This is a genomic window from Bradyrhizobium sp. B124 (genome assembly GCF_038967635.1).
In the GTDB taxonomy this organism is placed as follows: Bacteria; Pseudomonadota; Alphaproteobacteria; order Rhizobiales; family Xanthobacteraceae; genus Bradyrhizobium.
Window position 1 is genome coordinate 4,530,001 of sequence record NZ_CP152413.1, and the last position, 20,437, is coordinate 4,550,437.

Below are 20,437 nucleotides of genomic sequence, written 5' to 3' on the forward strand. Positions count from 1 at the left end.
GAACCGACGACCTCATGCTTGCAAAGCACGCGCTCTCCCAGCTGAGCTATGGCCCCGTACCAGAAGACGAATGCTCCGCACTCGATCAAAATGGTGGGCCTGGGAAGACTTGAACTTCCGACCTCACGCTTATCAAGCGCGCGCTCTAACCAACTGAGCTACAAGCCCCTAACACGAGGGACATGCCGGCGCGCACCCGACTTATCGCCGGTGCGTCGCACAGCGCTCAGCCCTGGCGCGTGTTCGTCCGCGAAGAAAGAGAAACGAAGACGGCGAAATCCCGCCAATGGAGCTCAACAATCCTGAAACTGTTGGCCCCTGAATGTTTCTAAAACGGTTCGATAGTGAGCGTGAGCTCGCTGAAGAACCATCCTTAGAAAGGAGGTGATCCAGCCGCAGGTTCCCCTACGGCTACCTTGTTACGACTTCACCCCAGTCGCTGACCCTACCGTGGCCGGCTGCCTCCCTTGCGGGTTAGCGCACCGTCTTCAGGTAAAACCAACTCCCATGGTGTGACGGGCGGTGTGTACAAGGCCCGGGAACGTATTCACCGTGGCGTGCTGATCCACGATTACTAGCGATTCCAACTTCATGGGCTCGAGTTGCAGAGCCCAATCCGAACTGAGACGGCTTTTTGAGATTTGCGAAGGGTCGCCCCTTAGCATCCCATTGTCACCGCCATTGTAGCACGTGTGTAGCCCAGCCCGTAAGGGCCATGAGGACTTGACGTCATCCCCACCTTCCTCGCGGCTTATCACCGGCAGTCTCCTTAGAGTGCTCAACTAAATGGTAGCAACTAAGGACGGGGGTTGCGCTCGTTGCGGGACTTAACCCAACATCTCACGACACGAGCTGACGACAGCCATGCAGCACCTGTCTCCGGTCCAGCCGAACTGAAGAACTCCGTCTCTGGAGTCCGCGACCGGGATGTCAAGGGCTGGTAAGGTTCTGCGCGTTGCGTCGAATTAAACCACATGCTCCACCGCTTGTGCGGGCCCCCGTCAATTCCTTTGAGTTTTAATCTTGCGACCGTACTCCCCAGGCGGAATGCTTAAAGCGTTAGCTGCGCCACTAGTGAGTAAACCCACTAACGGCTGGCATTCATCGTTTACGGCGTGGACTACCAGGGTATCTAATCCTGTTTGCTCCCCACGCTTTCGTGCCTCAGCGTCAGTATCGGGCCAGTGAGCCGCCTTCGCCACTGGTGTTCTTGCGAATATCTACGAATTTCACCTCTACACTCGCAGTTCCACTCACCTCTCCCGAACTCAAGATCTTCAGTATCAAAGGCAGTTCTGGAGTTGAGCTCCAGGATTTCACCCCTGACTTAAAGACCCGCCTACGCACCCTTTACGCCCAGTGATTCCGAGCAACGCTAGCCCCCTTCGTATTACCGCGGCTGCTGGCACGAAGTTAGCCGGGGCTTATTCTTGCGGTACCGTCATTATCTTCCCGCACAAAAGAGCTTTACAACCCTAGGGCCTTCATCACTCACGCGGCATGGCTGGATCAGGCTTGCGCCCATTGTCCAATATTCCCCACTGCTGCCTCCCGTAGGAGTTTGGGCCGTGTCTCAGTCCCAATGTGGCTGATCATCCTCTCAGACCAGCTACTGATCGTCGCCTTGGTGAGCCATTACCTCACCAACTAGCTAATCAGACGCGGGCCGATCTTTCGGCGATAAATCTTTCCCCGTAAGGGCTTATCCGGTATTAGCACAAGTTTCCCTGTGTTGTTCCGAACCAAAAGGTACGTTCCCACGCGTTACTCACCCGTCTGCCGCTGACATATTGCTATGCCCGCTCGACTTGCATGTGTTAAGCCTGCCGCCAGCGTTCGCTCTGAGCCAGGATCAAACTCTCAAGTTGGACTTGAACTTTGAACCGGCTGATCACAACGTTTGACGAGGTCCCACCATTCTTCGCCGACCGAAGTCTGCGAGCTGCCTACGATTCACATCGCTGGCAACGATGGTGTAACCTTTAAACGTGTACCGCCGAAGTCTTTCGTCCACCCTCAGAAAGTCAAAAGCCGAAGCCTTCAAGTATTCCGAGAGACGCAAGGACTCCGCCGTCCACGTTTCTCTTTCTTCATCTTCACTTGTCAAACAGCCCGGGATCCGATGACCCCACACCCTTAGAGGGTGGTTCTACCCTTCAGCGACGAACAGTGAACCTCAACCGATTTATGTCGGCTGCTGTGTCACTCATCGAAGTGAGGAGCATCAGTGGCGCGTTCGCTCGCCTTGGTCAGTGACCCGGCGGCGCCGCGCTCAGTGGTTGGTTTATAGTCCCCACCCCTCGGGATTGTCAACGACCATTGTCAACAAATCGTCGCACGCCGAAATCGCGTGTGCAGTGCGGAAAAATTCTCGTATTTTCTGTGGCTTAGGTCGGAGGTAAAAATTCGCAACCCAACCCGCGTTGCAAAAAACTTCAAAAAAAGTTTGTCGCCGAAGGGCTCGTGAGGCCCTCCGGAACGGGTTCCCCAGCCCTCCTGAACGGATTCCCCGGCGCTCCGGACCGGGCGGCGGCATGGACCTGCTTCAGGAAACTTTTCCATCTCAAATGCCGCACTTGAGCCACAATCCTGCGACGATCTGGCTATATGACATGCATTGAACCGCTCGAAACCTGTGGGGGCTCGGGTGGTTTTTCTGGGGGACCAGGCGATTTTCTCCAAGAACCCGTCGCCTTCTTCCCTTCGCGGCCGAGCAACATCGAGAGATCTGCACACCGTTGACGTTCGAGAGTGCGGCTAGCTAATGGCCTTCGTCTTCTCGACTTCGATGCGTGTGGCTCGCCACACTGCCGAGATTCCTCTTCAGGGGATCGAGGTGGGGACGAGGACGAGCAGAGGTCGATCGCAGTTGCTGGATTTTGGGGGGATATCGGGTTGAGCCAACGGGCGTCACGCGGAAGCGGCATTGGGCGCGAGACCGGGATGATCGATCTCGGTCACGAACCGCCGCTTTCAGTCGACGGCACCGAGGCTGCGGTGATCGATCGCCGCCGTGTCTCCGTACAATGGTTCAGCGGCACCATTCTGACTGGACTATGTGGCGCGGCCCTGATCGGCGGCGCCGTTTTTGCGTCGCTCGATGGCGAGATGACGTTTGCCAAGGTGCCGGAGCGCGTCGAAGGCGCGCTGCGCGGCGCCTTCACCGGCAATGATCGCGTCGTCAGCCTGCACAAGGGCGACCGCCTGCCGCCGCCGAGCGAATCCTCCGCCTCCCGCAGCCTGGTGCGCGTGTCGACCGTGACCCGCGTCGGCAATCGCGACGTGATGCGGGTGCGGCCCTTCATCCGGATTTCCGGCAATCTCTCGATGACCACGAGCGATCTGTCGTCCAAGATTCCAGCGTTCAACGCGCAGCGTCTGTTAACCGACGTCGGCTCCGACACGCCGGCGGCGGCCGAGGATCCGAATGCGGCCGACGCCGCCGAGCCCGACGCCGAGGTCTCGTTCGTCACCAAGGATCTCGGATCCGTGCTGCCGAAGGCCAAGCTCGCCGCCGTTGTCGCACTCGACGACGTGCTGATGCGGGTCCGCGACGCCGCCAACTGGCGCGGCTCCGGCGGTTCGGTGCGCTACGCGTCACTCGCCAATGCCGCGGCCGATGCCACCGGCGCCGGCCCCGATATCAGGATGGCCTACGCCACCGAGGGCAACACCTCCGACCCCTATGCAGGCTTCGAGACCCGCGTGGTGCCGGAGAACGTCACCCTGCTGCCGAAGACCAAGGAGCAGGTCACCGGCGGCAATCCGGTCGGTGAACGGGTTCACCTCGTCAAGAAGGGCGACAGCATCACCTCGATCCTGCGCGATCAGGGCGCAACGCCCGACGAGGCCAAGGCGATTGCGGCAACGCTCGGCCCGCGCGGCCGCGACGGCGGCCTGAAGGAAGGCCAGAAGGTGCGAATCCTGATGGCGCCGTCAGCACCGGGCGCCCGGCTGCAACCCTATCGGGTGATCGTCGCCAACGACTCCGTCGTCGAAGCCGTCGCCGCACTGTCCGATATCGGCAGATACGTTGCCGTCGACGTGCAGAGCATGAACACCACGACCGATACCGCCGACAATTCCAGCGACGATGAAGAGGATGATGGCAGCGGCGTGCGGCTCTATCAGAGCATTTACGAGACCGCCCTGCGCAACAAGGTGCCGCCGACCGTCATCGACGACATGGTCAAGATCTACTCCTATGACGTCGATTTCCAGCGCAAGGTCCAACCCGGCGACTCGTTCGACGTGTTCTATGCCGGCGAGGACGAGGGCGTCACCAGCACCGAAAAGACCGAAGTGCTCTACGCCGCGCTGACTGTCGGCGGCGAAACCAAGAAATACTACCGCTTCCAGAGCTCCGACGACGGCGTCGTCGACTACTATGACGAGACCGGCAAGAGCGCGAAGAAGTTCCTGGTCCGCAAGCCGGTCAACAACGCGATCATGCGTTCGGGCTTCGGCGGCCGCCGCCATCCGATCCTCGGCTACGTGAAGATGCACACCGGCGTCGACTGGGCCACCGCCTACGGCACGCCGATCTTCGCCTCCGGCAACGGCATGCTCGAGAAGGTCGGGTACGAGGGCGGTTACGGCAAATATATCCGCATCAAGCACTCCAATGGCTACGAGACGGCCTACGGCCATATGTCGGCCTTCGCCAAGGGCATGGAGATCGGCAAGAAGGTGCGGCAGGGCCAGGTGATCGGCTTTGTCGGCTCGACCGGCCAGTCGACCGGCCCGCACGTCCACTACGAAATCCTGGTCAACGGTCGATTCGTCGACCCGATGCGCGTGAAGCTGCCGCGCGGCCGGTCACTCGAAGGCCCGATGCTGGCGGGCTTCGAGAAGGAGCGCGACCGGATCGAAGCCCAGATGTCCAGCCGCGGCAGCTCGCGCATCGTTTCGGATGCCACCGGCAGCGCGCCGATGACGCGGTCCATCAGCAACCGCTGATGATGCAAAAGGCCGGCCCGTCCGGCCGCGCAGATCCCAGGAAACGCTGCAGGCGTAGATCAGATGCGATGCCGTTTGCAGGCCATGACGCCGCCAGTTTCAGCAAATTTCGCGCCGTGAGATGGGAACCTGAACGGCGATCATCCAGTTGATTCAGCAGTAAAACCTCCAATGGAGGGTGTCATGGAGAACTGGACGAACGCAAAGTTGTGCGACGTCGCAAACCTGATCCTCGGCACGATTCTCTTCCTCTCGCCGTGGCTGTTCAAGTTCGACGCCGGAATGGTTTCCACCAACGCCCACATCGTCGGCCTCGTGATGGCGATCCTTGCGATCGCCGCGCTCGCGGCATTCGCGGTCTGGGAGGAGTGGCTGAACCTCATCGTCGGGCTTTGGGCGATGGTCTCGCCCTGGGTCCTCGGGTTCCAGGCAATGACCACCGCGACGACCGTGCACGTGGTGATCGGCGTCGCCGTCGCGGTCCTTGCCGCGATCGAACTCTGGGCGATGTCCCAGCATCCGCCTCGGCTCACAACACACAGCTGAGGCCTTGAAACGATGCATCCCTACCCGCTGGCGCGGATCGCCGGCGGGCGGGGGTTTGGTCGTGCTCAACGAAGATATGCACAAGGATTTGCGCCATGACCCAGCTCACCCGCGACGATGTGCTGAAGGCCGTCGGCCACGCCGACGATGTCACCATCGCCAGGATCATCGCATCCGGCGCCACGATCACCGAGCTTGCCGAAGCCCAGGCCTGGCTTGCCAATGACGAGCCGCTGATGAACGCCGGCAGGCCGCTGGCCACAGGCCGCACCCGCGAGCTGGTCGATATCCTGTCCGAACTCGAACCCGCCGATGACGACGAGCCCGGTCAGCTCGGTCCACCGATCGTCCCGCAGGACTAGCCTGGACAACGAAGCCCTCCCCGCGACCGCGGGGAGGGCTTTTGCATGCGCATCAGTTCAGCTTGCGCTTCGAGACCGGGGCATCGAACTGCACGATCTCGGCGGTGTTGGGCACCTGACCGTTGAAGGTCAGCACGTTGCCCTTCTCCGAAATCACCACGCGATCGCCGTCCTTGACCTCGCCGGCGAGGATCATCTCGGCCAGCGGGTCCTGCACGCTGCGCTGGATCACCCGCTTCAGCGGGCGGGCGCCGTAAGCCGGATCCCAGCCCTTTTCCGCGAGCCAGTTCCGCGCCTTCGCGTCGAGCGTGAGCTCGATCTTGCGATCCTCGAGCAGCTTGGTCAGCCGCGCGAACTGGATCTCGACGATGCGGCCCATCTCGTTCCGCTGCAGCCGGTGGAACAGGATGATCTCGTCGATGCGGTTCAGGAATTCCGGCCTGAAATGCGCCCGCACGACGCCCATCACCTGATCGCGGACCGCCGCGGTGTCCTCGCCTTCCGGCTGATTCACCAGGAATTCCGAACCGAGGTTCGAGGTCATGATGATCAGCGTGTTGCGGAAGTCGACGGTGCGGCCCTGACCATCGGTCAGGCGGCCGTCATCGAGCACCTGCAACAACACGTTGAAGACGTCGGGATGCGCCTTCTCGATCTCGTCGAACAACACGACCTGGTAGGGCCGGCGCCGCACGGCTTCGGTCAGTGCACCACCCTCGTCGTAGCCGACATAGCCGGGAGGCGCGCCGATCAGCCGCGAGACCGAGTGCTTCTCCATGTATTCGGACATGTCGAGGCGAACCATCGCGGTCTCGTCGTTGAACAGGTCAGCGGCGAGCGCCTTGGTCAGCTCGGTCTTGCCGACGCCGGTGGGACCCAAGAACATGAACGAGCCGGTCGGCCGGTTCGGATCCTGCAGGCCCGCACGGGCACGGCGCACCGCGGTTGCCACCGCACGCACCGCTTCGGCCTGGCCGACGACGCGCTTGGCAAGTGCGTCCTCCATTTTCAGGAGCTTGTCCTTTTCGCCCTCGAGCATCTTGTCGACCGGCACGCCGGTCCAGCGCGAGACGACCTGCGCGATGTGGTTAGCGGTGACTGCCTCCTCCATCATCTCGCCGCCGTTCGGCTTGCTGCTCTCCTGCGCTTCGATATCAGCGAGCTTCCTTTCCAGCTCGGGGATCCGGCCATAGGCCAGCTCGCCCGCCTTCTGGAATTCGCCGCGACGTTGCGCATTGGCAAGCTCGACGCGGAGCGCATCGAGTTCGCTCTTCAGCTTCTGGGCGTTGGAGAGCTTGTTCTTCTCCGCGCTCCAGCGCGCCGTCAGCGCCGCCGATCTCTCCTCGAGCCCGGCGAGCTCCTTCTCCAGGGTCTGCAAGCGGCTCTTCGAGCCGGCATCGTTCTCCTTCTTCAGCGCCTCCTGCTCGATCTTCAGCCGGATGATGTCGCGATCCAGCGAATCGAGCTCTTCAGGCTTGGAATCGACCTGCATCTTCAGCCGCGCCGCCGCCTCGTCCATCAGATCGATGGCCTTGTCGGGCAGGAAGCGGTCGGTGATGTAGCGATTCGACAGCGTGGTCGCGGCCACCAACGCGGAGTCGGTGATGCGTACGCCGTGATGCTGCTCGTACTTGTCCTTCAGGCCGCGCAGGATCGAGATGGTGTCCTCGACCGTCGGTTCGCTGACATAGATCGGCTGGAACCGGCGGGCCAGCGCGGCATCCTTCTCGACATGCTTGCGGTACTCGTCGAGCGTGGTCGCACCGATACAGTGCAGCTCACCGCGCGCGAGCGCAGGCTTCAGGAGGTTGGACGCGTCCATCGCGCCGTCGGTCTTGCCGGCGCCGATCAGGGTGTGCATCTCGTCGATGAACAGGATGATGCCGCCCTCGGCGGACGAGACCTCCTGCAGGACGGACTTCAGCCGCTCCTCGAACTCGCCGCGATATTTCGCGCCGGCGATCAAGGCGCCCATGTCGAGCGACAGCAGCTTCTTATCCTTCAGGCTCTCCGGCACGTCGCCGTTGAGGATGCGTAGCGCCAAGCCCTCGACGATCGCGGTCTTGCCGACACCGGGCTCACCGATCAGGACGGGATTGTTCTTCGTCCGCCGCGACAGCACCTGGATGGTGCGGCGGATCTCCTCGTCGCGGCCGATCACCGGGTCGAGCTTGCCGTCCCGCGCGGCCTGAGTCAGGTCGCGGGCATATTTCTTCAGCGCGTCGTAGGCGTTCTCGGCGGTCGCGCTGTCAGCGGTGCGGCCCTTGCGCAGCGCTTCGATCGCCGCATTCAGGTTCTGCGCCGTGACGCCGCCCTTGCTCAGGATGGAGGCCGCCTCGCTGCCTTTCTCGAGCGTGAGCCCGAGCAGCAGCCGCTCGACGGTGACATAACTGTCGCCGGTCTTGTCGGCGGCCTTTTCCGCCGCGTCGAAGGCGCGCGCCAGCTCCGGCGACAGGTAAACCTGTCCGGCACCATTGCCCGAAACCTTCGGCAGCTTGTTCAGCGCCTCTTCGGTCGCTTTCAGGATCGCTCTGGAATTGCCGCCCGCACGGTCGATCAGACCGCCGGCGAGCCCCTCATTGTCGTCCAGCAGCACCTTCAACAGATGCAAGGGCGAGAACTGCTGGTGACCGTCGCGCATGGCGAGCGATTGGGCAGACTGGATGAATCCGCGCGAGCGCTCGGTGTACTTCTCAATGTTCATTCGTTTTCCCTCGGCCTGCCATCGTCACCCATTCAGGCATGACAACGGCATCTTCATTGGGTTTTCCGCGGGCCGCGTTGACGTTCCTCAACCAGCCTCTGGTCGTCGCCATCATTTTTCAGGCTTGCCGCAGATGTGGGCACTTGGTTCCGAAACGGAAGAGCCACGGTCTGCGATTTCACCCGATGGAGCTCAGCGCCGCACGATGGCGACAAGGTAGCGGCAGGGCTGAGCAGTTTCGTTACGGAAGACGATGTCCGATGGCGGCCCGAGCTCGACGCGGTCACCCGCAGCGAGCTCATGGCGCTCCGCCCCTTCCATCAAGGTGAGGCGGCCGCTGATGACCCAGACCACCTGACGGATCAGGTGATAGGCGCTGGCGGGAAAACCGGCTTCCTGCCCGGCAGGCAGCTCGACCTCCACCAGCTCCAGCGGATTGGCCGGATGCAGAAACACCTGCCGCCGCAGATAGGCCGCCTTCGGATCGCGCCACACCGGCTGATCCTTGGCCCGCTGCAGGCGGGAACTGTGTGAGGCAACCTCAAAAAGTGCGGCCATGGTCAGGCCATAGGCCGTGGCAATCCGCGACAGCGTCGCCGCCGTCGGGCTGGCCTCCGCCCGCTCGATCTTGCTCAGCATGGCCTTGGACACGCCGGCCCGCCCGGCGAGTTCCGCCAGCGACCAGCCGCGGCCCTCCCGTTCAGCGCGAACCCGCCGCCCGAGAGCCTCATCAGACCCGTCTTCTATAATTGACATGACGTCTTATATAGTAGACGATAGGGTCCGTTCAAGAGGTTTATCGAGGAACGACCAATGATGATCCGCCCCGCCACCGAGCAGGATATTCCTGCGATCACCGCGATCTTCAACGAGGCGGTCGCCAACTCGAACGCGATCTGGACCGAGAAGCAGGATTCCGACGCCGAGCGGCTGGCCTGGATGAAGGCCCGGCTGGCACTGGGCTACCCGGTGCTGGTCGCGGCCGAAGGGCCGGTGGTGCTCGGGTACGGCACGTTCGGCGATTTCCGGGCCTTCCCGGGTTACCGCTACAGCGTCGAGCACAGCGTCTATATCCACGCCGATCATCGCGGCCGCGGCCTTGGCCGCGTCATCGTCGACGCGCTCGTGGCCGCCGCGACGGCGCTGGGCAAGCACGTCATGATCGCCGGCATCGACGGCGGCAATCCCGCCTCGCTGCGGCTGCACGCGCAGGCCGGCTTTGTCGAGGTCGCGCGGATGCCGGAGGTCGGACGCAAGTTCGGCCGCTGGCTCGACCTCGTCTTCATGCAGCGCGTGCTGGATGCCGCAGGCGCGGCGCGGCCCGACTAGCTGCCTTCGCATCGGCGGCGGTTCTCCTCGCGCGCCAAACAGGCTAGAGCGGACGCATGGACAGCACGCACACCTCTTCCGCCCGGATCACCGGCATCTACCGCTATCCCGTCAAGGGTCTGACGCCCGAGCCCCTGCCCCGCGCCGAGCTCAAGGTCGGCGAGACGCTCCGCTCCGATCGCCGCTACGCGATCGAGAACGGCCCGAGCGGTTTCGATCCCGCGGCGCCGAAGTGGCTGGCGAAGCCGCATTTCCTGATGCTGCAACGGGACGAGTGGCTGGCGCCGCTGCGTGCCCATTTCGACGACGACAGCCACGTGCTGACCTTGCGCCGGGACGGCGCGATGGTGGCGCAGGGCGATCTCGAAACGGAAGCAGGGCGCGCGGCGATCGAGCGCTATTTCGCCGATCGTCACGCCGGCCAGATCAAGGGACCGCCCAAGGTGCTGGTGAGCCCCGGGCACAGTTTTTCCGACGTGCCGCGCAAGGTGGTCTCGATCATCAATCTGGCGAGCCTGCGGGCGATCGAGGAGATGGTGCAGGCGCCGGTCCATCCGCTGCGCTTCCGCGCCAACCTCTATGTCGAGGGCTGGCCGGCCTGGCATGAGGCCAGGCTGCTCGACCAGACCATTGCGATCGGCAGCGCACGGGCAAAAGTTGTGAAGCGGATCACACGTTGTGCAGCGGTCAATGTCGATCCCGATACCGGCGCGCGCGACCTCTCGGTCCCGAACACGCTGATGCAGCGCTTCGGCAACAACGAATGCGGCATCTACGCCGAGATCATCAGCGACGGCGGCGCGGCCGTCGGCGACACGATTGCCGCGGAACCGCACTAGGTCACGCCAGGTTCCGTATTCCTTGAAGACGGCATAAACGTGCATCGCATTGCAATGTTCGGTTGCGTGCAATAGACTTCACTCGACATTTTGAATTGCAGCAAATTTGTCGAAATTGATTGTACGGGGTTGCCATGAGCATGATCATGGTTTCGTACCGGCGGGTCGATCAGGACACAGCGGGCCGCATCGCCGACCATCTGATCGAGAAGTACGGTGAGAAATCCGTCTTCTTCGACGTCAACAGCATTCGCACCGGCGCCAACTTCGTCGACCGGATCGCCAAGGCCATCGTCGCCTGCGACATCGTCATCGCGGTGATCGGTCCGCATTGGATCGGCAAGACCGACGATGGGAAACCTGCGCGTCTGGAGGATCCCGCAGATTCCGTGCGCTTCGAGATCGAAACGGCGCTGAAGCACAACAAGACGCTGCTGCCGCTGCTGGTGAACGGCGCAACCATGCCGGAGGCCGCCGAGCTGCCGGAATCGCTTCGCTTCCTGCACTTCTGCAACGCCGCCCGGGTCGACTCGGGTCAGGATTTTCGCGTGCACATGACCCGCCTGATCGATACGATCAACGAGGTCCTGAGTGAGGCCGGGCGATCGCCGCTGCGTGAAGTTTCGCCGATCAAGCGCTACTGGAAGTACGGCGCAGGCCTCGCCGCCGCGGCATTGACGCTGGCCGTCTGGACCGTCGGGCCCGCGTTCGAACATACCGTGGCGAAGTCAGGCGGGCAGGACGATCAGACCACCGTCGGACGCGCGACGCCGCCCGCCGTTCCGGCCTCCGTCACGCAGCGCGCCAAGGCGCATGACGGCTTTCTCTTTCCTGATTCCGATCGACGATTTCTGAGTGAGGCCGATCTCAAGGACATGTCGGCGATCGAGCTGCGGATCGCACGAAACGAGATTTTCGCGCGGCATGGCCGGTTCTTCAAGGATCAGGTGCTCGCGAACTACTTCTCGCAATTCGCCTGGTATCAACCCGCTGCGGTCGAAGTCCCCCTGAGCAACCTCGAGACGACCAACGTCGACACGATCGAGGCGAAGGAGCACGAGAAGTGAGGCCAGCCGGCAGTATCGGTTGATCTCGCACCGCGTATGACCACCTCCCCCATTCTCAGGGGAGAGGTGGCCAGTCCCTGATCAATTCGTCGGCATCACATAGGCGTAGATCCGGCCGCGCGAGACCGGCACCTCGCGGACGCGGTGGCTGCTGTTGCCCGAGATCATGATCGGATTGCCCTTGGCATCGACGCCGGTGATGATCCCGACATGACCGCCGCCACGGCGGCCCATCACGGCGATGGCGCCGACCTGCGGCCCGGAGACGCGCTGGCCGTATTTGGCGAACGAGCTCGCCATGTCGGAGCCGGTGCCGCGATGGCCGGTCTGCTGCAGCACCATGTTCATGAAGCGCGCGCACCACAGGCTGGAGCGGCCGGTCGGATTGCCGCCGAGATAGCGGCGCGCCGTGTCGACGATGCCGGATGAGCCGAAGCCACCTGTCGCGCTCACGTCGGAGTTGGACGCGGCCTCAGCGCTGCCCGGTAACACGGCTGCATTGGCCTCGCCAAAGCCGCCCGCCTGCATCTGGGCGCGACGCTCGGCACGCGACAGCCGCGCTGTGTGCCGGTAGTGATGATGAGCGGAATGCCGCGTGTGATGGCCGGCATGAGCCGAATGCGCGTGACGCGAATGGTGCGGACGGGCGGACGCCGGAACGGCGGAGATCACGGCGAGCGTGAGCGAACACAGAGCCAGCGCCAAAACTCGAAGCGACCGGCGATACGCAAGCAACTGAACCATACTTCACGAGACCCTCTGAAACGCCCCCCAACTCCCCGTCGCATTCCCAAGGGAATGCGGTGGTGGTTTTGAAGATCGGGATGTGGCGAGAGGAAGATTTCATGCGGCGTTGCGAAAACGATTTCGGGGTCATTCCGCGCAAATTCCATGACGAAAATAGCCAGAACTGCCGCATTGCAGCCGCGGAAATTAATTGCAAATCTGGGGGCGGCCAACGAGAGGAGAATTTCAATGCCCCATGCCATCACGAAAGATCATGTCCGCCTGCATTTCGAAGAGGCAGGCAGTGGGACCCCGATCATCTTCCTGCACGAGTTCGCAGCTGACCACACCAACTGGGAACCGCAGATGCGCTACTTCTCGCGCGGTCACCGCTGCATCGCCTATTCCGCGCGCGGCTACACGCCGTCGGACGTGCCGCCGAGCGCCGACGTCTACACCTACGCGCATTTCTACACCGACGCGCTCGCGGTGCTCGACCATCTCGGCATCGCGAAGGCCCATTTCATCGGCCTCTCGATGGGCTCCTATTCGTCGCTGCAGGTCGCGCTCAACGCACCGGAGCGTGCGCTGTCGATGACGCTGGCCGCGGTCGGCTCGGGCTCCAGCCTCGAGAATCTCGCTGCCTTCCGCGCGCAGTGCCGCGCCAATGCCGAGCAGCTCGAGTCCATCGGCTCCGCCGAAGTCGCCAAGGTGACCCGCGAGGCACCGAGCCGGATTCCGTTCCTGGTCAAGGACCCGCGCGGCCACGCCGATTTCTACGCCGCGCTCGCGCGCCACGACGCCAAGGGCTCAGCCAACACGATGCGCAGCTTCCAGGGCGGCAGGCCCTCGATCTACACCATGACCGCGGCCATCAAGCGCGCAGCGACGCCGGCGCTGATCCTGTGCGGCGACGAGGACGACAATTGCATCGCGCCGAGCATGTTCCTGAAGCAGCATCTGCCGGCCGCCGGCCTTTCCTTCTTCCCGAAGTCCGGCCATGTGCTCAACCTCGAGGAGCCGGCGCTGTTCAACGAGATGGTCGAACGCTTCATCGCACTAGTCGAGGCCGGCCGCTGGCCGGTGCGCGATCCGCGGTCGCTGGTGGCGGCGCCGGTGTGATCGATCGCCATTGCGAGCGAAGCGAAGCAATCCATCTTCCCACACGCGGAAGCATGGATTGCTTCGTCGCTATCGCTCCTCGCAATGACGGCAACTATTTCCCTTTCTCACCCCGGCTGAGCAGGAACACGCCCTGCTCGCCGAACATGTTCCACACCCACCAGGGCAGGTTGAGCGGCACCGGGCGGCCGTAGAGATCGAGCGCCACCGCGCGCTCCATCTTGACATTGATCTGCTCGCAGAGCTCCACGAAGTCCTTGATGGTACAGAAATGGATGTTCGAGGTGTCGTACCAGCTCGCGGGCAGATTCTCGGTGCGCGGCATGTGGCCACCGATCAGGAGCTGCAGCCGCATCTTCCAGAACCCGAAATTCGGGAACGAGACGATCGCGCGATGGCCGATCCGCAGCAGATTCTCCAGCACCACCTTGGGCTGCCGCGTCGCCTGCAAGGTCTGCGACAGGATGACATAGTCGAACGCATCGTCGGGATAGTTGACGAGGTCGGTGTCGGCATCGCCCTGCACCACCGCGAGGCCCTTGGCAACGCAGCCATTGACGCCCTCGCGCGACAGCTCGATGCCGCGGCCGTCGATGCCGCGGCTCTCCAGCAGCTGCAGCAATTCGCCGTCGCCGCAGCCGACGTCGAGCACGCGCGAACCCGGCCGCACCATGTCGGCGACCAGCAGATGATCGGTACGATAGCCGCCGGTCCGCTCCGGCGCGACGCCCGGCAAGGGCAAGGTTTGCTGCATGCTCATGACTGGCCGTCGTCCTTCAGTCGGCGCGCCTTGCCCGCGGCCTGCAGGAAGGCACGGGAAATTTCGAGGAATTCCGGCACGTCGAGCAGGAATGCGTCATGGCCGCGATCGGTCTCGATCTCGGCGAACGACACCCGTGCGCTCGACGCGTTCAGCGCATGCACCAGCGCGCGCGATTCCGAGGTCGGAAACAGCCAGTCGCTGGTGAACGAAACCACGCAGAACCGCGTCTTGATGCCGGTGAACGCCTTTGCGAGCACACCATTATGGTCGGCAGCGATGTCGAAATAGTCCATCGCGCGCGTGAGGTACAGATAGCTGTTGGCGTCGAAGCGCTCGACAAAGGACGAGCCCTGGTAGCGCAGATAGCTCTCGACCTGGAAATCCGCATCGAACGAGAAGGTCGGCAGCTCGCGATCCTGCATCCGCCGTCCGAACTTGCGGTGCAGCGCGGCGTCCGAGAGATAGGTGATGTGCGCCGCCATCCGCGCCACCGCCAGTCCACGATGCGGATGGGTGTCCTCGTCGACATAGCGGCCACCGCGCCAGTCCGGATCGGCCATCACCGCCTGACGGCCGAGCTCGTGGAACGCGATGTTCTGCGCCGAGTGGCGCGTCGAGCAGGCGATCGCGAGCGTCGAGAACACGCGCTCGGGATAGGCCGCGGTCCATTGCAGCACCTGCATGCCGCCCATCGAGCCGCCGACCACGCAGAACAGCGTCGCAATGCCGAGGCGATCGATCAGCATCGCCTGCGCGCGCACCATGTCGGGGATCGTGATGATCGGGAAATCGAGCCCCCACACCTTGCCGGTCGCAGGGTTCAGCGACGCCGGCCCGGTCGAGCCCATGCAGCCGCCGATCACGTTGGAGCAGATGATGAAGTATTGTTCGGGATCGATCGGCTTGCCGGCGCCGACCATGGTGTCCCACCAGCCGGGCTTGCCGGTGACGGGATGGGTGTTGTTGACGTGCTGATCGCCGGTCAGCGCGTGGCAGATCAGGATTGCGTTGGACCTGTCAGCATTGAGCTGGCCATAGGTCTGATAGGCGATCTGGAACGGCGCGAGATCGACGCCGCAATCCAGCTTCAGCGGCTGATCCATGCCGAACTTCGCCACCAATGACGACGGATGATCCGCCTCATGGGCGCGATCATCGCTGGACATCGGCGGGCTCGGTATCGGACGCACGTTGCTCATCTAGGCGACCCTGCCTCCGCGTGGGAGGGCTCGAACAGAAATCAGGCCATAAAAAACCCGGCCTGAACAAGGTTCGGCCGGGAGCTGATCTGTCCCCGGCCTGTTTAGCGAGTTGTTTAACGTGGCTGCAAGCCGGCCGGCTCAAATGACCACGGAGTAACGCGAACCTAGTCCTCAGGCCCCCCGTCGTCAAGGCGGCCAGTGAACCTCCCCTTGCCGGGCGCCGATGGTTAACCGAATGCGCAAGGCACGCCTGCGACGTTTCTCTTTGCTTTCGCTGGCCGTCTTTCCTAATCAGGGACCCTGTCTGGCACGGCATCGGGCCGCCCGGACGACAAGGTTTGAGAGCATGTCCAACCCACCCCCGTCGCCGCCCTCGCTGCAGGAGCTGCGCAAGGAGATCGATGCGATCGACGAGCAGGTTCACCGCCTGCTGATGGCGCGCGGCGACATCATCGACCGCCTGATCCAGGTCAAGAAGACCCAGGAGGTCGGCTCGGCGTTCCGCCCGGCGCGCGAGGCCAGCATGATGCGCGAGCTGGTGCGGCGCCATCGCGGCATCCTGCCGCTCGACACCATCGAGAGCATCTGGCGCGTCATCATCTCGACCTTCACCTATGTGCAGGCGCCGTTCGCGGTGCATGCCGATGTCTCGGTCGGCGAGTCCGCGATGCGCGACTCGGCGCGGTTTCACTTCGGCTTCGTGGTGCCTTACGTGTCGCATTTCAGCGCCCAGGCCGCGGTCGAGGCGGCGGCGAAATCGAAGGGCGACCTCGCGCTGGTCTCCGCGATCGCGAGCCGCACACCGTGGTGGAATGCGCTCGAGGCCGATGGCGCGCCGAAGATCATCGCGCGGCTGCCGTTCCTCGAACGCGCCGACCATCCCGCCGCGCTGCCGGTGTTCCTGATCTCGCGGGTCGCCGACGACGCTATGGTCACGGAGGTGCAGATCTGGAGCGTGCGTGTCTCCGGCTGGAACGCCGATGTCGCCCGCGCGCTGGCCCCGCTCGCCGAGATCGTCGCGGTCCCCGACACCGCGTTCGACGGCGCGGCCTTGCTGGTCTCGGTCACCGGGCACGATTTCGAGAAGATCAAGCTCGCCTTGATCGAGGCCGGCGCCTCGGTGCGCTCTTCGGCCCTCGTCGGCAGCCACGCAACGCGCTATACGGTGCCCTCTAACGGATCGGCCAAGAGCTAGCCGTCTGTATATCCGGAGTTGATGATGTCCCGCCCCGTGCCGAATCCCGGCATCCTCGATATTGCGCCCTACACGCCCGGCAAGAGCCCGGTGCCGGAACCGGGCCGCAAGGTGTTCAAGCTGTCCGCCAACGAGACGCCATTCGGTCCGTCTCCGAAGGCGATCGCGGCCTACAAGGGCGCGGCTGACCATCTCGAGGACTATCCGGAAGGCACCTCGCGGGTGCTGCGCGAGGCCATCGGCCGTGCCTACGGGCTCGATCCCGACCGCATCATCTGCGGCGCCGGCTCCGACGAGATCCTCAATCTCCTGGCGCACACCTATCTCGCCCCCGGCGACGAGGCGATCTCGACCACCCACGGCTTCCTGGTCTACCCGATCGCCACCATGGCGAATGGCGCCAAGAACGTGATCGCGGCCGAGACCAATTTCACCGCTGACGTCGACGCCATCCTCAAGGTGGTGACGCCGCGCACGAAACTGGTCTGGCTCGCCAACCCGAACAATCCGACCGGCACCTATATCCCGTTCGACGAGGTTAAGCGACTGCGCGCCGAACTTCCGTCGCACGTGCTGCTGGTGCTCGACGCCGCCTATGCCGACTACGTCTCGCGCAACGACTACGAGCTCGGCATCGAGCTGGTCGCGACCACCGACAACACGGTGGTGACGCACACCTTCTCGAAGATCCACGGCCTTGCCGCGCTGCGGGTCGGCTGGATGTTCGGCCCGGCGCATATCGTCGATGCCTGCAACCGCATCCGCGGTCCGTTCAACGTCACGACGCCGGCGATGCTGGCGGCGGTGGCGGCGATCGAGGACTCTGCCCATGTGCAGATGTCGCGGACCCACACCGAACAGTGGCGCAACTGGCTGACCGAGGAGATCGGCAAGCTCGGGCTCAAGGTGACGCCGAGCGTCGCCAATTTCGTGCTGATCCACTTCCCGGCCGACACGGGCAGGACCGCGGCGGAAGCCGACGCCTATCTCACGCGGCGCGGCCTCGTGCTGCGCGCGCTCAACAATTACAAGCTGCCGCATGCGCTGCGCATGACCATTGGCACCGAGGAAGCCAACCGCCTCGTGGTCGAGGGCTTGCGCGACTTCCTGGCCGGAAAGTGAACACCGACGTGACCACGGCTCCGCTCTTCAACCGCATCGCCCTGATCGGCTTCGGCCTGATCGGCGGCTCGATCGCGCGCGGCGCGCGCGCGCAAGGCCTCGTCGGCGAGATCGTGACCACCGCGCGCTCTTCGAAGACGCGCGCCCGCGTCGCCGAGCTCGGCATCGTCGATCGTGTCGTCGAGACCAATATCGAGGCGGTGAAGGATGCCGATCTCGTCATTCTCTGCATTCCCGTCGGCGCCTGCGGCCCGGTCGCGGCCGAGATCGCAGCCCACCTCAAGCCCGGCGCTGTTATCTCCGACGTCGGCTCGGTGAAGGGCGCTGTCGTCAAGGACATGGCGCCGCATCTGCCTGACGGCGTGCACTTCGTGCCGGCGCATCCGGTGGCCGGCACCGAGCATTCGGGACCGGATTCCGGCTTCGCCGAGCTCTTCATCAACCGCTGGTGCATCCTGACGCCGCCCGAAGGCACCGATCCCGCGGCGACCGACCGGCTGCGCGCGTTCTGGGCCGCGCTCGGCGCCAAGGTCGAGATCATGACGCCGGATCATCATGACCTCGTGCTTGCGATCACCAGCCATCTGCCGCATCTGATCGCCTACACCATCGTCGGCACCGCCGACGAGCTGGCGCAGGTGACCGAATCCGAGGTCATCAAGTTCTCCGCCGGCGGCTTCCGCGACTTCACCCGCATCGCAGCGTCCGACCCGACGATGTGGCGCGACGTGTTCCTCGCCAACAAGGACGCCGTGCTCGAGATGCTCGGCACCTTCACCGAGGATCTGTCGAAGCTGACCCGCGCGATCCGGCGCGGCGACGGCGACGCGCTGTTCGACCACTTCACCCGCACCCGCGCCATCCGCCGCGGCATCGTCGAGATCGGCCAGGATTCGGCCGCGCCCGATTTCGGCCGGCCGCATGCGAATTTGAAGAAGTAGGCAAGCCCGCAGCTTTCTCCACTTGGTCGTCCTGGCGAAAGCCAGGACCCATTGCCACCGCATTGGGTTGTGAACGGGACCGCAGCCCAGCGTCGCACGACAACTGACACTTGGGGTAATGGGTCCTGGCTTTCGCCAGGACGACGATGAGGATGGTTCTCGCGCGATACGACGCACCGTCATTGCGCACTTCATCTCGGTGTCATCACCCGCCCGAGTCGAAGGGCTGACAGGTTTTGCTGTGTTGCCCGTCGGGTTGATGTTGTCGCACCCGATTCCTGCCGAACAGCTTCAGCGCCGCTTCTTCGCTTCTGCTCAAGGCAACGACCGAAGCAGCACTCCATCGATCTTTCCGTCGGATGCCAAGATGATCCGCCACTCCATGTCGACATTGGCGAAGCTGACGTCATAGACATCCCAACCGTCTCGCCCGACGCCCTTGAAGCGAATCGTTTGCATGCCCCCGGCCAGGTCCAGCGCGGCGATGATCGCCGGAGCCTGCTCGCGGGCCACCGCCGCCATGACGTCGCTCATGCCGGCATAGTCGACGGCACCTTGCTGGTGCTGGATGATCAGGCGGCGGATCGCCTCCTCGGTTCCCGGCGACGGCGTCTTGTCATCGATCCTCTTTGCCAGCGCGGTCGCCGCATCTTGGGCCTGCCCGTCGTCGATCCGGGTCGCGTTGTGCGTCAACCCGCCTTGATGAAGCGTCAGGGCGTTCGCGATTCCATCCGGCTCGACGGCGAAGGCAATCTGCGCCGCCGTGACCTTGAGAAAAAACGTGTGCTCGCTTTCGGGATGTATTTCCGAGGCGAACTGTCCGAGCGGCTTCGCGAACAGATGACCGCCATCGCGTGTGATCGTGACCACCTGCCCGCCGGTCTGAAACCGAAAATGACCGACGTAGCGCTCCATCACGCCGGGATCGATTTGAATCGCAGCGCGGGGCCGGGCCTGTTCGTAGCGCCGTTGCGCAACGGCATCGAAGGATGCTTCGGCCATGTTGGTCTCTTTGGCCAGCGCAATGAGGTCGGCGATCGAGAGCGACCCGCCCGCAGAAAGCTTCAAACGCGCCACATTCACCAGCGCAAGGCCCTCATCGGCGCGGTTGCGCAGTTCAAGGATCGACGATTGTTGCATGGCCAGGATTCGGTCGAGATCGATCGCGCCGCCGTCGAGAAGCTTGGCGATTTGCGCTAGGCTGAGCCCCATTCGCTTTAGCGCGAGGATCTCGTGCAGCCGGCGGATCTCCGCAGCCCCATAGAGCCGCCAACTCTTCGCCGTGCGGCGCGGCGAAATCAGGCCGCGGCTCTCATAGAGCCGAAGTCCGCGTACCGTGAGACCGATGCGAGCGGCGCACTCTGCCGCAGTCAGCAAAACGTCCCTGTCGGCTTTGTCTCTCGGCTCGTTCATCGACGGAGGCCCCTTCGCCCGTACCTTACGATGTGACCTTAGGTCCGGCTCAAGGCCTTTTTCGGCGCGGCAGGCGATAAACCGCTTGAGCCGACCCCAAGGTCATAGGTCAGAAGCGGGGCAGGAAGACCCTTCAATGCGCAAGTC

The 20,437-nt window shown here is 63.6% G+C and carries 16 protein-coding genes, 2 tRNA genes, 1 rRNA gene and 1 riboswitch (1 of these 20 cut by a window edge); of the genes, 10 read left to right on the forward strand and 9 right to left on the reverse strand.

The genetic code is table 11. The annotated features are described in order from the left end of the window. The 3 genes from AAFG13_RS21730 to AAFG13_RS21740 all read right to left on the reverse strand — a co-directional run. Positions 1–56, reverse strand: a tRNA-Ala gene (locus AAFG13_RS21730); it reaches 20 nt to the left of the window's first position. 35 nt (positions 57–91) lie between these two features. Further along, a tRNA-Ile gene (locus tag AAFG13_RS21735) sits at positions 92–168 on the reverse strand. 209 nt (positions 169–377) lie between these two features. After that, positions 378–1,868, reverse strand: a 16S ribosomal RNA gene (locus AAFG13_RS21740). A 1,027-nt stretch (positions 1,869–2,895) separates the two neighbouring features. Here AAFG13_RS21740 and AAFG13_RS21745 point away from each other — a divergent pair. The 3 genes from AAFG13_RS21745 to AAFG13_RS21755 all read left to right on the forward strand — a co-directional run bounded on the left by AAFG13_RS21745 (position 2,896) and on the right by AAFG13_RS21755 (position 5,867). Further along, the gene (locus AAFG13_RS21745) at positions 2,896–4,959 is read left to right on the forward strand and encodes a M23 family metallopeptidase (protein ID WP_212318184.1); all 2,064 of its coding nucleotides are present in this window, start codon (positions 2,896–2,898) and stop codon (positions 4,957–4,959) included. 183 nt (positions 4,960–5,142) lie between these two features. Then, the gene (locus AAFG13_RS21750; RefSeq protein WP_342713286.1) at positions 5,143–5,505 is read left to right on the forward strand and encodes an SPW repeat protein; all 363 of its coding nucleotides are present in this window, start codon (positions 5,143–5,145) and stop codon (positions 5,503–5,505) included. 95 nt (positions 5,506–5,600) lie between these two features. After that, complete coding sequence (locus AAFG13_RS21755) at positions 5,601–5,867, forward strand: hypothetical protein (protein ID WP_212318187.1); 267 nt, start codon at positions 5,601–5,603, stop codon at positions 5,865–5,867. 52 nt (positions 5,868–5,919) lie between these two features. Here AAFG13_RS21755 and clpB read toward each other — a convergent pair whose 3' ends face one another. Both clpB and AAFG13_RS21765 read right to left on the reverse strand, forming a co-directional pair. Beyond that, entirely contained in the window at positions 5,920–8,571 is a 2,652-nt protein-coding gene (clpB, locus tag AAFG13_RS21760) for an ATP-dependent chaperone ClpB (RefSeq protein WP_342713287.1), read from the reverse strand. Positions 8,572–8,763: 192 nt separating this feature from the next. Continuing rightward, positions 8,764–9,327: an XRE family transcriptional regulator gene (locus AAFG13_RS21765; protein ID WP_342713288.1), complete on the reverse strand. Its 564-nt coding sequence runs from the start codon at positions 9,325–9,327 to the stop codon at positions 8,764–8,766. A gap of 57 nt (positions 9,328–9,384) precedes the next feature. On the opposite strand from AAFG13_RS21765, the gene AAFG13_RS21770 reads away from it, so the two are divergent. The 3 genes from AAFG13_RS21770 (at position 9,385) to AAFG13_RS21780 (ending at position 11,806) form a co-directional block, all read left to right on the forward strand. Then, complete coding sequence (locus tag AAFG13_RS21770) at positions 9,385–9,900, forward strand: N-acetyltransferase family protein (protein WP_342713289.1); 516 nt, start codon at positions 9,385–9,387, stop codon at positions 9,898–9,900. Between the two features lie 56 nt (positions 9,901–9,956). Then, a complete protein-coding gene (locus AAFG13_RS21775) occupies positions 9,957–10,739 on the forward strand; it encodes an MOSC domain-containing protein (RefSeq protein WP_342713290.1) in 783 nt (260 codons plus the stop codon). Positions 10,740–10,873: 134 nt separating this feature from the next. After that, positions 10,874–11,806 carry a YARHG domain-containing protein gene (locus AAFG13_RS21780; protein WP_342713291.1) on the forward strand — a complete coding sequence of 311 codons (933 nt, stop codon included), beginning with the start codon at positions 10,874–10,876 and terminating at the stop codon, positions 11,804–11,806. An 81-nt stretch (positions 11,807–11,887) separates the two neighbouring features. On the opposite strand, the gene AAFG13_RS21785 is transcribed toward AAFG13_RS21780, so the two are convergent. After that, entirely contained in the window at positions 11,888–12,550 is a 663-nt protein-coding gene (locus AAFG13_RS21785; protein WP_212318199.1) for a TIGR02594 family protein, read from the reverse strand. Positions 12,551–12,781: 231 nt separating this feature from the next. On the opposite strand from AAFG13_RS21785, the gene AAFG13_RS21790 reads away from it, so the two are divergent. Continuing rightward, complete coding sequence (locus tag AAFG13_RS21790) at positions 12,782–13,654, forward strand: alpha/beta hydrolase (protein WP_342713292.1); 873 nt, start codon at positions 12,782–12,784, stop codon at positions 13,652–13,654. Positions 13,655–13,748: 94 nt separating this feature from the next. On the opposite strand, the gene metW is transcribed toward AAFG13_RS21790, so the two are convergent. Then, positions 13,749–14,414, reverse strand: coding sequence for a methionine biosynthesis protein MetW (gene metW / locus AAFG13_RS21795; protein ID WP_342713293.1), 666 nt, complete (start codon positions 14,412–14,414; stop codon positions 13,749–13,751). Beyond that, a complete protein-coding gene (locus AAFG13_RS21800) occupies positions 14,411–15,616 on the reverse strand; it encodes a homoserine O-acetyltransferase (protein WP_342713294.1) in 1,206 nt (401 codons plus the stop codon). The genes metW and AAFG13_RS21800 overlap by 4 nt, the downstream gene beginning before the upstream one ends. 83 nt (positions 15,617–15,699) lie before the next feature. Continuing rightward, positions 15,700–15,779, reverse strand: a riboswitch (SAM riboswitch). Positions 15,780–15,965: 186 nt separating this feature from the next. Here AAFG13_RS21800 and AAFG13_RS21805 point away from each other — a divergent pair. The 3 genes from AAFG13_RS21805 to AAFG13_RS21815 are packed head-to-tail and all read left to right on the forward strand — an operon-like array spanning position 15,966 to position 18,877. Further along, complete coding sequence (locus AAFG13_RS21805; RefSeq protein WP_212318207.1) at positions 15,966–16,814, forward strand: chorismate mutase; 849 nt, start codon at positions 15,966–15,968, stop codon at positions 16,812–16,814. 24 nt (positions 16,815–16,838) lie between these two features. Continuing rightward, positions 16,839–17,936: a histidinol-phosphate transaminase gene (gene hisC, locus AAFG13_RS21810; protein ID WP_342713295.1), complete on the forward strand. Its 1,098-nt coding sequence runs from the start codon at positions 16,839–16,841 to the stop codon at positions 17,934–17,936. 8 nt (positions 17,937–17,944) lie between these two features. Then, positions 17,945–18,877, forward strand: a complete 933-nt coding sequence (locus AAFG13_RS21815) for a prephenate/arogenate dehydrogenase family protein (protein ID WP_212318211.1) — start codon at positions 17,945–17,947, stop codon at positions 18,875–18,877. A 315-nt stretch (positions 18,878–19,192) separates the two neighbouring features. On the opposite strand, the gene AAFG13_RS21820 is transcribed toward AAFG13_RS21815, so the two are convergent. Beyond that, positions 19,193–20,290 carry a MerR family transcriptional regulator gene (locus AAFG13_RS21820; RefSeq protein WP_342713296.1) on the reverse strand — a complete coding sequence of 366 codons (1,098 nt, stop codon included), beginning with the start codon at positions 20,288–20,290 and terminating at the stop codon, positions 19,193–19,195. Positions 20,291–20,437 lie beyond the last annotated feature (147 nt).

What these genes read in the sequence shown, in the direction of transcription:
- AAFG13_RS21765 (WP_342713288.1), bottom strand. Translation starts at nt 9,327, where the DNA reads ATGTCAATTATAGAAGACGGGTCTGATGAGGCTCTCGGGCGGCGGGTT.
- clpB (WP_342713287.1), bottom strand. Translation starts at nt 8,571, where the DNA reads ATGAACATTGAGAAGTACACCGAGCGCTCGCGCGGATTCATCCAGTCT.
- AAFG13_RS21750 (WP_342713286.1), top strand. Translation starts at nt 5,143, where the DNA reads ATGGAGAACTGGACGAACGCAAAGTTGTGCGACGTCGCAAACCTGATC.
- AAFG13_RS21820 (WP_342713296.1), bottom strand. Translation starts at nt 20,290, where the DNA reads ATGAACGAGCCGAGAGACAAAGCCGACAGGGACGTTTTGCTGACTGCG.
- AAFG13_RS21785 (WP_212318199.1), bottom strand. Translation starts at nt 12,550, where the DNA reads ATGGTTCAGTTGCTTGCGTATCGCCGGTCGCTTCGAGTTTTGGCGCTG.
- AAFG13_RS21790 (WP_342713292.1), top strand. Translation starts at nt 12,782, where the DNA reads ATGCCCCATGCCATCACGAAAGATCATGTCCGCCTGCATTTCGAAGAG.
- AAFG13_RS21775 (WP_342713290.1), top strand. Translation starts at nt 9,957, where the DNA reads ATGGACAGCACGCACACCTCTTCCGCCCGGATCACCGGCATCTACCGC.
- AAFG13_RS21800 (WP_342713294.1), bottom strand. Translation starts at nt 15,616, where the DNA reads ATGAGCAACGTGCGTCCGATACCGAGCCCGCCGATGTCCAGCGATGAT.
- metW (WP_342713293.1), bottom strand. Translation starts at nt 14,414, where the DNA reads ATGAGCATGCAGCAAACCTTGCCCTTGCCGGGCGTCGCGCCGGAGCGG.
- AAFG13_RS21805 (WP_212318207.1), top strand. Translation starts at nt 15,966, where the DNA reads ATGTCCAACCCACCCCCGTCGCCGCCCTCGCTGCAGGAGCTGCGCAAG.
- AAFG13_RS21780 (WP_342713291.1), top strand. Translation starts at nt 10,874, where the DNA reads ATGAGCATGATCATGGTTTCGTACCGGCGGGTCGATCAGGACACAGCG.
- hisC (WP_342713295.1), top strand. Translation starts at nt 16,839, where the DNA reads ATGTCCCGCCCCGTGCCGAATCCCGGCATCCTCGATATTGCGCCCTAC.
- AAFG13_RS21770 (WP_342713289.1), top strand. Translation starts at nt 9,385, where the DNA reads ATGATGATCCGCCCCGCCACCGAGCAGGATATTCCTGCGATCACCGCG.
- AAFG13_RS21755 (WP_212318187.1), top strand. Translation starts at nt 5,601, where the DNA reads ATGACCCAGCTCACCCGCGACGATGTGCTGAAGGCCGTCGGCCACGCC.